Annotated in this window: 17 protein-coding genes; 5 read left to right on the forward strand and 12 right to left on the reverse strand. The window is 35.9% G+C overall.

Going from position 1 to position 15,461, the window contains the following annotated elements; genetic code table 11:
• Positions 1–28: 28 nt before the first annotated feature.
• Positions 29–1,162, forward strand: coding sequence for an N-acetyl-alpha-D-glucosaminyl L-malate synthase BshA (bshA, locus tag LZF87_RS10145; RefSeq protein ID WP_244338871.1), 1,134 nt, complete (start codon positions 29–31; stop codon positions 1,160–1,162).
• 36 nt (positions 1,163–1,198) lie between these two features.
• On the opposite strand, the gene LZF87_RS10150 is transcribed toward bshA, so the two are convergent.
• Positions 1,199–1,714: a hypothetical protein gene (locus LZF87_RS10150; protein ID WP_244338872.1), complete on the reverse strand. Its 516-nt coding sequence runs from the start codon at positions 1,712–1,714 to the stop codon at positions 1,199–1,201.
• Positions 1,715–1,813: 99 nt separating this feature from the next.
• Positions 1,814–2,644, reverse strand: a complete 831-nt coding sequence (locus tag LZF87_RS10155) for a hypothetical protein (RefSeq protein ID WP_244338873.1) — start codon at positions 2,642–2,644, stop codon at positions 1,814–1,816.
• Between the two features lie 245 nt (positions 2,645–2,889).
• Between LZF87_RS10155 and aroC the strand changes: the two genes are divergently transcribed.
• The 3 genes from aroC to LZF87_RS10170 all read left to right on the forward strand — a co-directional run bounded on the left by aroC (position 2,890) and on the right by LZF87_RS10170 (position 6,250).
• Positions 2,890–3,951: a chorismate synthase gene (gene aroC / locus LZF87_RS10160; RefSeq protein ID WP_244338874.1), complete on the forward strand. Its 1,062-nt coding sequence runs from the start codon at positions 2,890–2,892 to the stop codon at positions 3,949–3,951.
• A 60-nt stretch (positions 3,952–4,011) separates the two neighbouring features.
• The gene (locus LZF87_RS10165) at positions 4,012–4,968 is read left to right on the forward strand and encodes a T9SS-dependent choice-of-anchor J family protein (protein WP_244338875.1); all 957 of its coding nucleotides are present in this window, start codon (positions 4,012–4,014) and stop codon (positions 4,966–4,968) included.
• Positions 4,969–5,155: 187 nt separating this feature from the next.
• Positions 5,156–6,250 carry a T9SS type A sorting domain-containing protein gene (locus LZF87_RS10170; protein WP_244338876.1) on the forward strand — a complete coding sequence of 365 codons (1,095 nt, stop codon included), beginning with the start codon at positions 5,156–5,158 and terminating at the stop codon, positions 6,248–6,250.
• A 46-nt stretch (positions 6,251–6,296) separates the two neighbouring features.
• Here the strand turns inward: LZF87_RS10170 and LZF87_RS10175 are convergent, their stop codons facing one another.
• Together LZF87_RS10175 and LZF87_RS10180 are read right to left on the reverse strand one after the other, a co-directional pair.
• A complete protein-coding gene (locus tag LZF87_RS10175; protein WP_244338877.1) occupies positions 6,297–6,710 on the reverse strand; it encodes a thiol-disulfide oxidoreductase DCC family protein in 414 nt (137 codons plus the stop codon).
• A gap of 1 nt (position 6,711) precedes the next feature.
• Positions 6,712–8,883 (reverse strand): endonuclease MutS2, encoded by a 2,172-nt coding sequence (locus LZF87_RS10180; RefSeq protein WP_244338878.1) that lies wholly within the window; start codon positions 8,881–8,883, stop codon positions 6,712–6,714.
• 73 nt (positions 8,884–8,956) lie between these two features.
• On the opposite strand from LZF87_RS10180, the gene ung reads away from it, so the two are divergent.
• A complete protein-coding gene (gene ung / locus LZF87_RS10185) occupies positions 8,957–9,628 on the forward strand; it encodes a uracil-DNA glycosylase (RefSeq protein WP_244338879.1) in 672 nt (223 codons plus the stop codon).
• Between the two features lie 84 nt (positions 9,629–9,712).
• Here the strand turns inward: ung and LZF87_RS10190 are convergent, their stop codons facing one another.
• The 8 genes from LZF87_RS10190 to LZF87_RS10225 form a co-directional block, all read right to left on the reverse strand.
• Positions 9,713–10,645, reverse strand: coding sequence for a transglutaminase domain-containing protein (locus tag LZF87_RS10190; RefSeq protein ID WP_244338880.1), 933 nt, complete (start codon positions 10,643–10,645; stop codon positions 9,713–9,715).
• A 22-nt stretch (positions 10,646–10,667) separates the two neighbouring features.
• Positions 10,668–11,510 carry a substrate-binding domain-containing protein gene (locus LZF87_RS10195; RefSeq protein WP_244338881.1) on the reverse strand — a complete coding sequence of 281 codons (843 nt, stop codon included), beginning with the start codon at positions 11,508–11,510 and terminating at the stop codon, positions 10,668–10,670.
• A gap of 7 nt (positions 11,511–11,517) precedes the next feature.
• Positions 11,518–12,045, reverse strand: coding sequence for a GNAT family N-acetyltransferase (locus LZF87_RS10200; protein ID WP_244338882.1), 528 nt, complete (start codon positions 12,043–12,045; stop codon positions 11,518–11,520).
• Positions 12,046–12,047: 2 nt separating this feature from the next.
• A complete protein-coding gene (locus tag LZF87_RS10205; RefSeq protein WP_244338883.1) occupies positions 12,048–12,425 on the reverse strand; it encodes a VOC family protein in 378 nt (125 codons plus the stop codon).
• Positions 12,426–13,298: a nucleoside phosphorylase gene (locus LZF87_RS10210; protein ID WP_244338884.1), complete on the reverse strand. Its 873-nt coding sequence runs from the start codon at positions 13,296–13,298 to the stop codon at positions 12,426–12,428.
• 62 nt (positions 13,299–13,360) lie between these two features.
• Positions 13,361–13,693, reverse strand: coding sequence for a translation initiation factor (locus LZF87_RS10215; RefSeq protein WP_244338885.1), 333 nt, complete (start codon positions 13,691–13,693; stop codon positions 13,361–13,363).
• A 43-nt stretch (positions 13,694–13,736) separates the two neighbouring features.
• On the reverse strand, positions 13,737–14,135 hold the full coding sequence (locus LZF87_RS10220; RefSeq protein ID WP_244338886.1) for a GxxExxY protein: 399 nt from the start codon (positions 14,133–14,135) through the stop codon (positions 13,737–13,739).
• A 160-nt stretch (positions 14,136–14,295) separates the two neighbouring features.
• On the reverse strand, positions 14,296–15,249 hold the full coding sequence (locus LZF87_RS10225) for an isopenicillin N synthase family dioxygenase (protein ID WP_244338887.1): 954 nt from the start codon (positions 15,247–15,249) through the stop codon (positions 14,296–14,298).
• Positions 15,250–15,461: the final 212 nt, after the last annotated feature.

Below are 15,461 nucleotides of genomic sequence, written 5' to 3' on the forward strand. Positions count from 1 at the left end.
TAATTTAGTAACCACTTAAAACAAAAAAATGAAGATTGCAATCGTATGTTACCCGACCTTTGGAGGCAGTGGGGTTGTGGCTACTGAATTAGGCTTAGAGCTTGCCCGCCGTGGTCACGAAGTTCATTTTATAACTTACAGTCAGCCAGTCCGTTTGGCGCTTTTAAATCCGAATATTCACTATCATGAAGTGAACGTCCCCGAATATCCTTTATTCCATTATCAACCTTATGAATTGGCATTGTCCAGTAAATTAGTCGATATGGTAAAATTGCATGAAATCGAGGTTTTGCACGTGCATTATGCTATTCCACATGCTTATGCGGGCTATATGGCCAAACAGATGTTAAAAAGCGAAGGGATTAGAATTCCAATGATTACCACTTTGCACGGAACAGATATCACTTTGGTGGGGAATCACCCGTTTTATAAACCGGCCGTAACTTTTAGTATTAATAAATCGGATTATGTCACTTCAGTTTCACAAAGTTTGAAAGATGAAACATATAGGTTATTCGATGTTAAAAGTGAAATTGAAGTTATTCCGAATTTCATCGAAATAGGGAAAGAACCGATTGACGTTACTTCTGATTGTGAACGTACGGTAATGGCAAATCCGGATCAGAAAATCATCACACACATATCGAATTTCAGAAAAGTTAAGCGAATTCCGGACGTCGTGAAGGTGTTTTATGAAATCCAAAAACAAGTTCCCTCTAAACTGATGATGGTAGGGGAAGGTCCGGAACGAGAAGAGGCAGAGAAAATGTGTGAGGATTTAAATATTGCTGATAAAGTGATTTTCTTCGGAAACAGTAATGAAATAGATAAAATCTTAAATTTTACAGATCTTTTCTTATTGCCATCAGAAACTGAAAGTTTTGGATTGGCGGCCTTGGAGGCTATGGCTTCCGGGGTTCCTGTTATTTCAAGTAATTCAGGTGGTTTGCCTGAAGTGAATAAACAAGGTTTTTCAGGTTATCTGAGCAATGTCGGAGATGTTGAATCTATGGCGAAAAATGCTATATCGATATTGGCTAATGAGGATGTATTGCTCAAATTTAAAAGAAACGCTTATGAGCTGGCAAAAGATTTTGACATTTTGAACATTATGCCTATGTATGAGGATTTATATGAACGTGCTGTGAAAAAGTTTAAATAAAAAAGTCCCCAATTTTGGGGACTTTTTTATTTCTATTTAGAATCGGTATCTCGCGCTCAAACCGAAATCACCTCCAAAATGGTCATCTCTTACATCACCATATTCATCGCTTACATAAATCTCCGGACGGAAATCAAATGAAAGCTGTAACGGGAAATCAAAGTTATACTCAATACCGATATCACCGGTAGCAATCAAAAACATACCAGAATCGTCATGATCGTGGTGGTGTTTGTCATGGTGATGATCATGATCAACACTATAACTGCCTATACCTAGTCCTGGACCCGCATACCATTTAAAGCCATTTTCAATATTCCATACCCACTGATAAATACCGGTAAGTTTTACGGCGTCATAGTCATCTGAATCTCTCCATCCAAAATCAAATTCAAGACGATTTTTCTTTGATACCCATCTTTGATAGGAAATTTCGGCACCAAATCCATCGTTGTTACCTAAGCGCAGACCAATTGCATTTTTTAAATTTTGAGCCTCTGCACTAAACGTCAGGCCCATAACCATAAAGGCGGATAAAATTAATTTTCTCATAAATAAAACTTTGTTTGTAACAAATGTAAACTTATTTAAATCATTAATAGATTTGGGGTTTTACATTTTTATTTATCTCACTAACGCTATTTATAAAGATTAATTGTGAGTATCTAAAAATTCTTCTTGAGTTTGTGTATTTGTTCGCGGAACGTTGTTTAACATTGTTGCGGCAGCTTGTGTTAAAGTATAGGTTGTAACCGTGTTTGTGTATACGACCCCAATACCATCAGACAAGTACTGAACAGAAGTTACAACATCCTGTGGTTGTAGTACCATAATGGGGTAGCCTCCAATTTCTGTCTTGATACTGACATTCAAAACAATTTTAGAAGTTTTTACATTGGTATAGACATCATGATCTTCATTTGGAGATGTGAATGAAGATAAACTCTCACCACCTTTGGACTTTAAAGAATAAGTGATAGTTAGAGGATATCCATTAAAATCTTGCTGAAATGAACCGGATTTGGCTGACAATATTTCGTTTAAAGTTGCATCTTTCTTAAAGATAACAAAATCCAAAAGGGATAAATCTAATTCTATTGGTAATCCTTGTCCTTCACCAGCCAGTGATAAATCTCCGGATAATAGCAACTTATTATTTAGTTCTCTGACACCGTTATTTTTAAGTGATGAAGAATAAAATCCGGTTGCCATATCGTCTCTGGTTTTAAACTGTTTATAAGTATTGCCTTCAATTATTATATCGTTGGAAATATACAATGAGTCTCTGGTGTCGGGTATGCCTTCTTGAACAATGTCATAAGTCCAAAATTTGCTTGTCGTTAGAGGAATTGAGAAACTTGGAGTATCTGGATTGTCGTCTCCTCCGTTATTTCCATTATTTCCGGTATTGGAATCGTCAGAAGAACAAGATAAAAGAAGACCGCTAAATACGGCTGTCAAAAGTAAGATTCTGTTTTTCATTTTTTTGGTTGTTGATTAGCTGTGCAATATAGCAAAAATGAAATAATATTTAACTTTCTGTTAAAATATTTGAGAGGGTAATTTGGTTCTGAATATTTTCTTAAAAGTAAAATTTTTTTCTGAGATATCGTTCGTGAACAGGATGATATTTGAAATTGAGGAATGCTTAATCCTGAAAGAAAAAAAGAGGTTTTTTTTAAATAAAATCATGAAAAAGCTTATTTTTGTTTAAATAGCATCAAACAATGGCAGGAAATACTTTTGGGAATATTTTAAAACTAATGACTTTTGGAGAGTCACACGGTGAAGCACTTGGAGGAATAATTGACGGGTGTCCTTCCGGAATTGAATTGGATTTTGAAGCCATTCAAAAAGAAATGGAACGCAGAAAACCAGGTCAGTCCGCAATAGTTACCCAACGAAAGGAAGCCGATGAAGTTCAGTTTCTTTCCGGAATTTTTGAAGGCAAAACAACCGGGACTCCAATCGGTTTTGTAATTCCGAACACCAATCAGAAATCGGATGATTATTCCCATATAAAAGATACTTACCGTCCCAGCCATGCTGATTATGTTTATGAAAAAAAATACGGGATAAGAGATTATCGCGGCGGTGGTAGAAGTTCTGCCAGGGAAACTGCGAGCAGAGTGGTGGCTGGAGCCATTGCCAAGCAGATTATACCTGATATTAAAATCAACGCCTTTGTTTCTTCGGTAGGAGAAATATTTGTTGACAAACCTTATCAGGAATTGGATTTTTCACTAATTGAAAGTAATCCTGTACGTTGTCCTGATCAGGCAACGGCTGCTAAAATGGAAGATTATATTAAGCAGATAAAAAAGCAAGGAGATACAGTAGGCGGAACCGTTACTTGTGTAATACAGAATGTGCCTATAGGATTGGGTGAGCCGGTTTTTGATAAACTTCATGCCGAATTGGGTAAGGCTATGCTGTCCATCAATGCAGTCAAAGGATTTGAATACGGTAGTGGATTTTGCGGCGCTAAAATGAAAGGCAGCGAACATAATGATTTGTATAATCCTGACGGAACAACTATAACTAATTTGTCAGGTGGTATACAGGGCGGAATTTCAAATGGTATGGACATATATTTCCGTGTAGCTTTTAAACCGGTTGCTACATTAATACAGAAACAGGATGTTTTGGATAGCAGCGGAAATATTATTGAACAGCAAGGAAAAGGAAGGCATGATCCTTGTGTAGTCCCCCGGGCTGTTCCTATAGTTGAAGCTATGGCTGCGTTGGTTATAGCAGATTTTTACCTCTTGTCGATAAATCTTAAATAACTTACGGAATTGTATTATTCTTTTCTAAATTTATAAGATAAATATTAAATCTTTAGATTTATGAAAAGAATTTTACTATTTACTTCGTTATTTGTTTCAGCGCAGGGTTTTTCCCAAACCACGATTTTTCAAGATAGTTTTGACTCGTATAATGATTTTTTGATCACGGGATTTGGTGAGTGGCGAACTCTTGATCTAGACCTGTTAGAAACTAATACGGCGGGGACAGACACTCCTGCATGGCCAAATAATGGGGCTCCTCAGGCTTATCAGATTTTTAATCCGATCACAGCCATGGTTTCCAACCAGACAACCATAGATGATTGTAACCAGATAGACAAATTAAATTTTAATCCAAGAACCGGAGCTAAATATGCTGCCTGTTGGGCGGGAGCTCCAAATACAAACGGTCAGACAGCTACCGCTAATAATGACTGGTTAATTAGTCGTCCTATTAATTTAACAGGAATGTCAGGAACACAATTAAGTTTTTGGTATAAAGCATTGTCAGATTGTTATATTCCTGAGCTTTATAGAGTAGGCGTGTATATTGGCAGCGGTAATCCTACGCAAGGTTCGGATTTTAATATTATCTCAGGGAGTACACCTCTTCAGGCAACAAGTTATTTGACATGGACAGAGCAGATATACTCATTAAACGCTTATAATGGACAAACAATCAGGATTGGTATTCATTGTCTTTCCTCAGATCAATTAATGTTCATGGTTGACGATTTTAGAGTTACGGGAACCACGATGTCAACAACTGATTTCGCTTCTTTTGAATTTTCAGTTTATCCGAATCCTTCCAACAATATTGTAACTATCTCCAATAACGAAAATATTAAGATTAATAAAGTAGTTGTTACAGATATTAAAGGAAGAACAGTTAAGATTTTAAGCATTGATGGAGTATCAAAAACGAAAGTTGATATCTCTGATTTAAATGCCGGGGTATATTTTATGAGCATAAATACAAACCAAGGAATTGCTACAAAAAGAATTATCAAGATTTAGTTTTAGGACGTAACCTTTTTAAAAAAAAACTTGAATCATTTCAAGATTTTCATATATTCAATTTATTTCTTAAAAAAATAAATTTTGTTTACCTGAAAGTGATGTGATTAAAAAAATATCACAAAAAGCCTTTTTTTTATTTCAAATAATCAAGATATTTTAGTACAAATTTTTAAAAAAATAAACAATGAAAAGAAAATTACTTCTATTTAGTGTTTTGTTTGGGTTGTATGTCCCAGCAGAAGCACAGGTTTTACAATCAGATAATTTTAATTCTTTAACGGTAGGTAACATTGGTACTGATTTTACCGGAACAACTGCTGGTCAGGGAGGATATTATACAGTTTCTTCTAATGGTTCAGGTACTACGACTACTACTAACTCAGGGAACGCAAACTTCCAAATAGTAGCTGCAGGTGGATCTAACCTTAATGTGTTTTCTTTCCAAGGACCAAACGGTGATCAAGGTGGACGATTAATGTGGAAAAATGGTTTACCAGCGGCTTGGACTGCCAGAACTTCTGGAAATAATATTCTTGAACTTGAAGTTGACATTAATCCTGGCGCAAGAGGAACAAGTCGTAATGATTTTGGTATCAATGTATATGATGCAGCTTATTCAAAAATTTTAGTTGGAGTTAAAGTGGATGCTGGTACAGGTGAATTGTATTTAATGGCATATTCCGTACCTCCAGGTGCTCCAGTAGGTACACCTGCTAACAATTATACTTATAGTTTAGCAGCTGCTCCTGGAATTCAGTTGCCTGCAAATCAATTCAGCAGAGTAGGGGTTTCTTTCAATATGACAACAGGTGCTGTAAAAATTAAAGGACCTGGGCTTCCGGCGGCAGGCGCAGGTTTAACTGGTAGTGCGATAGGTATAGCACCGGCAGAAGCTGATTTTGAAAGTGCAGCAGGAGTAGGTCCACAACCAGGATTAGCTCCAAATACTGTTGCAGCAACAGTGACAATGGATAATTTTGTAGTTAGAGCATCAGCTACTGATACATTATTAGGTACAGAAGCATTCTCTTCAGTAGAATCTTCTAAATTTACAGTTTATCCAAATCCTGTAAATGATATCGTAAAAATCTCAAACGGAGAAAATCTTCAAATTAACAAAGTAGCTATTACTGATATTAACGGTAGAACAGTTAAAACATTAGATTTTAATGGAGTTACTGAAACTCAGATTAATGTTTCAGATTTGAATTCAGGAATTTATTTCATGAGCATTGATACTAATGAAGGTACTGCAACTCAGAAAATCATTAAGAACTAATTTGTTCTGAGTATAAAAACAAAAGCCCTGAATTTCAGGGCTTTTTTTATTCTAAAAATTTCGATTTTATTTCGGGCGTAGGAATCATGCAACTTTCTTTTTTTCCAAACCACTTATATCTGTTTCTGGCAACAAAATCATATCCAATGTTCGTAAGCCAGTTTGGGAAAATAGCAAATAATCCCAAAAGTGAATAGATTCCTCCTATAGACTTAGCGATTTCGAAGGCTGCTTCTGCTTTAATATGGTAAGCATGACCGGGCTCATACAGGATTATGCTGTCAGTCTTTGTTATATCTATTCCAATATAGCGAACGATTTCTTTTCCTAAATCAGATTGTAATGATACAAATCTGAAAGTATCATTCTTATCGTGTTTGATAACCTTTTGAACCGTAGCATCACATAGGTTGCAAACTCCGTCAAATAGTATGATTTTTTTATTCGTAGGTAATTCCATATTATTTCTTTCTTTCCACCAGCTCCAAACTGTCTAAATCTACTTTCGAAGTAAAAATGCCATAGTTTACCGTTGCTTTATTTTTTTCAATAGCATCGATGGTACCTACGGCTTTTCCGTCAATCATTCGTACGCGGTCGCCAACTTTCAAAGGGATTTTTGGTTTGTTTGTTTCTTCTTTTTGAGCTTTTATTTTTTTCTCTTTCTTTTCCTTACGGATTTCTTCTACCTTTTCTTTTACTTCCTCAACAATTTTTTTTGCAACAACTTCTTTTTCTTTTTTCTCCTTGGCGGTTACTTTTTTACGTTTGGAATTCTCAATTTCCACCATCTTTAAAAATTCACCAATCAGTTCTTTCTTGTTTTTATTGTTGAAGTATTTTTCAGAAATATCATCCATTTTCTGTCCAATGTAAATCAAACGCTGATTCGCATCAAACATCTCCTGATAACTTTCCAGTTTTTGTTGAATTTTTGTATTGATATTCTCCATCTTTTTACTTTCTTCACGTGCCCGGATTTCTTCTTCTTTTAGATTCTGAGACGTTTTTTCAAGTTTAGAGCGTTCTTTCTGGAGGTTCGCAATGGTTTTGTCAAATCGTACCTTATCGCCTTCAATTTTCTTTTTAGCCCGATTGATTAAACCAAACGGGATCCCGTTTTTTTGCGCTACTTCAAAGGTGAAGGAACTTCCGGCTTGTCCAAGATTAAGTTTGTACATCGGCTCTAATGATTTTTCATCAAAAAGCATGTTGGCATTGATGGCAAAAGGCAATTCGTTCGCCAATATTTTCAGATTGGTGTAATGCGTTGTAATGATTCCGAAAGCTTCCCGGTGGTAAAATTCTTCAAGGAAAACTTCTGCCAAAGCACCTCCTAATTCCGGGTCGGATCCTGTACCGAACTCATCGATTAAGAACAACGTTTTTGAATTGCATTTTTTCAAAAAGTAGTTCATGTTTTTTAATCGGTAACTGTAGGTACTGAGATGATTTTCAATGGATTGGTTATCGCCTATATCTGTCAGAATCCTATCGAAAAGAAAAGTTTCACTGCGTTCATGAACGGGAATCAGCATACCGCTTTGTAGCATCAATTGCAGTAAACCTATAGTTTTTAAGGTAATACTTTTTCCACCCGCATTCGGACCCGATATCACAATTATCCTGCTGTCATTTTTAAGTTCGATGGTTTGCGGATGGGTAGGAACATTTTTTTGATTGTTGTTTAATAACAAAATAGGGTGGTACGCATCCCTGAAAAACAATCTTTTTTCTTCAATAATCGTCGGTAATAAACCGTTTATTTTATTAGCATATCGTGCTTTACCCGAAACGACATCAATGTCGCTTAAAAATTCCTGATACTGCTTTAAAAGTTCCAGGAAGGGGCGTATGGCATTGGTTAGATTTTTTAGGATTCGGACAATTTCTTCCTTTTCCTCATATTGAAGATTATTCAGTTCTCTTGAATAGCGCAGGGTAGCTTCAGGTTCGATGTAAGTAATGCTTCCGGTTTTTGAATTCCCCAGAATTGTTCCTTTTACTTTTCGACGGTACATGGCTAAGACAGCCAAAACTCTTCGGTTATCTACAATGGTTTCCCGAATATCGTCCAAATAACCTAAGCTGTTATAGCTTGATAAAGCTGCAATGAAGCTATGGTTTATTTTTCCACGGACAAGATTCATGTTTTTTCGAATTTCAACCAATAGAGGTGAAGCATTGTCTTTTATTTCACCATATTTATCAACGACTTCATCAATTTTTTGAATGATGAATTTTGTTAATTCAACTTCAGAAGCGCGCTGATTCAATTTGGGATAATAATCTTCAAATTTTTTAAGGAAAACCAATAAGTTATTAGCGGTTTCCGAAACAGTTGCGATCTTTCTGAAGCTTCCCACTTCGAGGAAACTGTCTTCAATAGCAAGGAATTTTATCTCGTTTGTTATTTCATCGAAATAATGGTTCGGAATTGCATTGTTATTCGTGTACGAAGAAACATATTCTGAAGTTTGCAGTAAAGCATCCATCAATGTTCCTCTTTCATTAAAAGGTGTTATTTCCAGGGCTTTTTGTTTACCGATTTCCGTGTTGCAAAGTGCGGAAATGGTTTCTAAAACCGTATTGAATTCTAAATCTTGTAAAGTTTTGGTATTAATTGAAATCATGTTATTGTGTCAAAGCATCAAAGTTACAAAGTAGTGGAGTTAGAAAGTGATTATATTTGTAAAAAATTAGCAAATGTTTGTTGGGCCAATTCATTCTTCCTGGCAGGATTTTTTCGATACCGAGTCTCAAAAGAATTATTTTGACGGCTTAATGTCGTCGGTAACGGAAGAATACGAAAATCATACATGTTTTCCTCCAAAGGAATTGATTTTTAACGCCTTTAAACATTGCAGATTTGATGATTTAAAGGTGGTTATCATCGGTCAGGATCCTTATCATGGAGATGGTGAAGCAAACGGTTTGTGCTTTTCAGTTAATGATGGTGTGCTGATTCCTCCGTCACTCCGTAATATTTTCAGGGAAATCAACGACGATTTTGATAGTGTTTTTTTTCCAACTTCAGGAAATTTAGAGCGCTGGGCGGATCAGGGAGTCTTGCTTTTAAATGCAGGATTGTCGGTTCGAAAAGACTTGGCTAACAGTCATAAGCATTTAAAATGGAATCTTTTTACCGATGCTGTGATTCAGAAGATTTCAGATGAAAAAGAAAATGTGGTTTTTTTGCTTTGGGGCGGATTTGCTCATAAAAAAGGATTGAAAATTGATCGGAACAAGCATTTCGTTTTGGAAAGCGGACACCCATCTCCATTAAGTGCTAATCAGGGAAAATGGTTTGGAAATAAACACTTTAGCAAAGCAAATGCATTTTTGAAGGAAAAGGGGAAATCGGAAATTATATGGTAAAAAAGAAAAGGTTGTCCCAAAAGGTCGAGACAGTTTTTTCATTGGTTATTTCTATGGTCGAAGTAAATATGTAAAAATGGTTACTTAATTAAAAGTTAAGGCTCCCAGAATTTCTTCGCTCATGAAAGGCCCTCCCGGATATTTTGCGGTATAGTCTAGGTTTAGCCAAATTTGACCACGTTCATCAATGTGATAATGTACCTCTTTACCGCGGCTTTCTTCTTTGAAAAGAACTTCTTTGATAAGGTAATTGATGCTTTCAAGATCGGCTTTTTTACCAATCAGCATTTCTGGATACAAATGACCTCCTGTATGGATAATGCGCGGCGTTCCACCAACAGCTCTGACTAATGCCGACATTAAAATGGCATGATCATCACAATCCCCCGAGAAATGCTGCAGGGATTCGCTGGCATAGGCTATATATTCTTTTCCTTTAGGGTCATTTACATAATTCCAACGGTTGCGAACCTCAGTAAAGACCGCAAAACATTGAATAATACGACGATACTGCCTGAAGCCCTTAACGTTTGTAAAATGTTTGGTCGTGGCCATCAGAGCAAAATTTCTAACCTTCGGATTATCAAAATTCACTGCATTAATAATTTTACTTTTATTAGGGAAAGGCAGCAGTTTTGAAATTATTATGTCTTGAGGATTAGGATCGTCTGCCATTGAGTAGACCATTGAACGGTAATCTTCAAATACAGAAAAGAATCCGTATCCGTCAAAAATAGTTCCCCAAGCTAAAGCAAGCAGATAGACAAAGATGCAGATAATGATTACCGTTTTAAGCAATCGTAAGATGAGCTGAATGATGATAAGGATAATCAGAAAAAGAAGAATTCTGTCGGATTCCATCCACCATTCAGGGTCAATAAGTTTCTGGTGCGCGATAATAAATATGGGAACAGCAATAAGAATGTTCAGCAGAAAAATAACAACATTATCCCATGGCTTCGGTAAAGAAAGCCTTTCTCTCAGCATTTTGAGTTTAGGGGAAGTTGTTGGAGTCATTCGTTTGTTTCCTTCTCTAAAGTTATTTTACAACCGATTCGTAGTCAAGTTTGTCAGTAATCAAATTTAATTCAAATAATTGATTTTGAACTTTATCGAATGTTTGTTTGTCCAGTTTTTTTTGCGACCATCGTGTCAGCTTCAGCCATTCCTGAATATCTTCCGGTTTTTGATTGTATTTTGTAGCCAATGTCCTGTCGATGCTCGGGATATCTTTAAACTCAATCGTAGTATTATTGATGATTTCAAGAATTTGATCTACAACATGTTTGTTAGTTTTCAAGAATTCATTTCGAACGGCAATAACAAAGCAAGGCCAGGGGGTAGGGCAATCGGCAATTCTTCGGAAAGTTCCGTTGTCTACCAATGGTTTTGTCATGAATCTTTCCCACATGAAATAATCGGCTGTACCCTTAGATAAAGCTTCAACAGCGCCATCAATAGTGTTGACAATTTCGAATTCTAAATCGGTATTCCAATTTTGATTTTTAGCGTTTACGATAGCCATTAAGTGCGAACCTGAGCCCATTCTGCTAATAGCGACTTTTCTGTTTTCTAAATCAGATAATTGCTGAAAGTTAGATTTTGCGTTCACATGGATTCCCCAAATTAGTGGCGATTGCACGTAAATTTGAACAATTGAGCTGTCATTACCGGCTGCGATATCTTTTATGATGCCTTCCGTTAGGATTACTGCCATGTCGGTAGTTCCTTCACGAAGCATTTGGCACATCTTCCCTGTACCTTCCGGAACGTCTGTCCATTGTAAATCGATATCTACTTCATCAAATTCGCCGTTTTCTGTGCACAAATGCCAAGGTAAATTAAAATGTTCGGGAACTCCTGCTATTTTTACTGTTTTCATACTTCGTTTAAATATTTTTATTCTCTAATTCATACCAATTCCACAATATTTCATCCTCCAGATATTGTTCCGTTAACTGCATTCCGATTTTTTGCAGAATTCTGTTTGAAGCGTCATTTCCGGATTGAGCAGAAGCGGTCATTGTTTTGATTTTCATTGTGTTGAATCCGTAAGTTAACCAAGCGAATGAAGCTTCGGTGGCATACCCTTTGCCCCAAAAAGGCTCATCTAATCGGTAGCCGATATCATAGAAATTTGTTTTGTTGTTGATGGTCTCGGTATTAAATTTTAGACCTGCCCATCCCATAAATTCATTTGTTTCTTTCGAAATCATGGCAAATCTACCGATGTTATTTTCGATGTATTGGTTTCTGACGAATTCGATTGTTTTTAGTGTTTCTTCAATTGTCTTTGTTGGTTTGTTCCATAAATATTTATGAACAATTGGGTTAGAATCCATTTTAAACATGGCTTCAGCATCAGAAAATAAGAGTTCGCGAAGCAATAAACGTTCTGTTTCTATGATTAGATTCATAATTACGAAGCTTTTAAATTAGAAATAATAATCCTGAATCCGTCCGGGTCAAGAAACATTTTTCCGTTTTTGTTCCAATATGGGTTTTTTGAAGTAATGGTTGATATGTTATAGTATAATAGTTTATTAATCAAAATATTGTACTCTTCTATTGTTTGAGGATATAAAGCCGTAATGTCATCTTCATCGCTAAAATTATTGGCTTTTGCATCTGATTGAGTAAACTCAAAATGCCAATCGGAATTTGGTCTGCCGATGAAAATCCCATTGTAATTATCGTGATTTTCGAAACTTCCCAATAAGTCGAAACCTAAAACATCGGTATAAAATGCTTTAATTCTTTCTAAATCATTGGTATGTCTGGCAATCCTTAGTTTCATTTAGCTTACTAATTTATTCAAAACGTAAATAATTAATTCGTCTACAGCTTTATACGGATCTGCGCTGAACGTCCCATTAGCTCGATTGGCTATAATGGCATTCATTGACAATGTCGCATGTCCCAATAATCTCCCTAAACCGTAAATGGCAGCCGTTTCCATCTCAAGATTTGTCATTCGGATTCCTTTGTGGTTAAAACAGTCCATTTTACTGTTTAATTGCTCGTCCTGAATATTTAAACGTAAAACGCGACCTTGCGGACCGTAAAATCCGCCTGCTGTTCCGGTAAATCCTTTATGAGTTGAGTCGCTTTCAATTAGCTTTGAAAGTTTTTCACTTCCTTTAACCACATACGGTCTCCCTTTTTGTAAATCCCAGTTGGTATGGTTTATAAAAGCATCTTCGATTTCTTTATCTGTTACTGAATCAATTAAATAGGAGCGAAGCATGTTATCCAGTCCAATAGCATATTCCGACATTACGATGCTGTCTACCGGGACATCCTCTTGTAAAGAACCGGATGTTCCAATACGGATGATATTTAAAGAAGTCAGATTGTTTTTTGGCTGTCGTGTATTTAAATCGATATTGACAAGCGCATCCAATTCGTTCATTACAATGTCAATGTTATCCGGTCCGATTCCTGTTGAAATGACTGTCAGTCGCTTGCCTTTGTAAGTTCCTGTTTGGGTTTTAAACTCTCTTTTTTGAGTTGAAAATTCAATAGTGTCAAAAAATTGGGTGATTTTTTCAACTCGGTATTGATCACCAACAAAAATGATGTCATGTGCGATATTTTCCGGCTTCAGGTTTAGGTGATAAACACTTCCGTCCGGGTTTAGTATTAATTCAGATGATTTTATGTTTGACATTATTATTGAGTTTCTGAGTTAATTAATTTTTGTTTCCGACTGAGATTGACACTGTGAATTAACTATCCTCCAACTCGTTTTACCTTAAATCCTTTTTCTTTCAGAATTTCCATTATTTTGTCGCGGTAATCACCTTGAATAATAATGGATTCGTCTTTAAAGCTTCCGCCAACGCTAAGTTTGGTTTTGATTTCTTTGGCTAAGATTTTAAAATCTTCAATATCGCCTTCGTATCCTTCAATTATAGTGGTTGCTTTGCCTTTTCGCTTTTCGTATTTACAGATTAAAGGCTCCTTTTGAATGAAAAGAGTATGTTCTTCATCGTGAGTTTCTTCTGGCTCATTTGAAGGTATATGGTCAGGAAACAGGTTTTTTAGTTGGTCTTGTAAATCCATTTTTAAATAGAACGCTGATGAAACGGATGTTTCAACGCAGATTTTAAATTGTTGCTTTTCTAGTTTTACGATTATTCTGAAATACTTTTCTTTTGAATTCAGGCTTCTTTCCAAAATTCAAAAGTAATCCCACTTCACAATCTGTTGCTCGAAGATAATTTAGAAGTTGGAATTCGAATTCTTCGACTATATAATCACATGCTTTTAATTCTAAGATAATACTATTGTTAACGATCAAATCTGCATAATAGTCGCCAACGGCCTGACCTTTAAAATAAACAGTCAATTTTTTCTGTGGAACAACATCAAACCCCCGTTTTTTTAATTCTAAATATAATGCATTTTGGTATACTTTTTCCAGAAAACCATAGCCTAACTCATTGTACACTTCGTAAAATGTTTTTATAATTTCATTGGTTAGTTCTTCGTGTAATAGCTGCATATATCCTTGTTTTATCTGCGTTGAATTAATTCATCAGTTTTATCCGCGTTCAATAATAAACGTGATTGCAAATCGTAACCTTCAAAGTTATTTAAAAATTAAATTCCAAACCCCAATTTGACTTGGAATTTGGAATTTATTAACTGAAAATTTAATGAGATTATTTTTTGATCAATCCTAAATCAACCAGGCGCTCGTATAAGAAGTCGCCGGCTGTGATATCTTCGTATAATTTAGGGTGATTTTCATCGATGCATTTTTCCAGGCAGTTCAAAGGCATTTCGCTGATCGGGTGCATGAAAAAAGGAATGGAATAACGGGATGTCCCCCATAATTCTCTTGGAGGATTAACAACCTGATGAATAGTCGATTTCAATTTATTGTTAGTATGACGGGATAACATATCGCCCACATTAATCACTAATTCGTCGTCTTGAGCTATTGCATCAATCCATTGTCCGTCATGGTTTTGCACTTGTAAACCTTTGCCTTGAGCACCCATCAAAAGAGTAATAAGGTTGATGTCGCCATGTGCAGCTGCACGAACGGCGCCGTCTTTAGGTTCGTCGGTTATGGGAGGGTAGTGGATTGGTCTTAAAATGCTGTTTCCGTCTTTAATGAACTTATCGAAATAAAATTCATCCAAACCGATATAAATGGCCAATGCTCTTAAAACATAAACGCCTGTTTTTTCAAGCATCTGATAAGCTTCTTTACCTATGGAGTTGAATTTTGGTAATTCGGTAATATTTACATTTTCAGGGTATTCAGAAGTATATTTTGAACCATCGCTTAAATACTGTCCGAAATGCCAGAACTCTTTCAAATCGCCGGCTGAACGACCTTTAGCATGCTCTTTTCCAAAAGAAACATAACCTCTTTGTCCTCCAATGCCCGGAATTTCATACTTGGTTTTTACTTCTAAAGGAAGGTTGAAGAAATTGCGAACTTCACTATAAAGTTCTCCTACTAATTTGTCATCTAAGAAATGACCTTTTAATGCTACGAAGCCGATTTCTTCGTAGGCTTTTCCGATTTCATTTACAAATTTTTGTTTACGTGCCGGATCATCCGACAGGAAATCACGTAAGTCAACACTAGGAATGTTTTGCATTGTACTTAGTTTTTGTTAATAACGTTTTTCGGTATAAAACCGTATGTTTGAAACAAATGTATGTAATATTAACCGTAGAAAAATAATAAAGTTGTCAACATTTTTAAGAGATCACCCGTCTGATACTTAGAACAGAAGTCTTTATAAGAAAATAAAATATTAAACATTTTGCGCTTAAAGTGTTATTTTTTATACTTTTGAAAGCGTTTAAA

Source organism: Flavobacterium enshiense (genome assembly GCF_022836875.1).
Classification (GTDB): Bacteria; Bacteroidota; Bacteroidia; order Flavobacteriales; family Flavobacteriaceae; genus Flavobacterium; species Flavobacterium enshiense_A.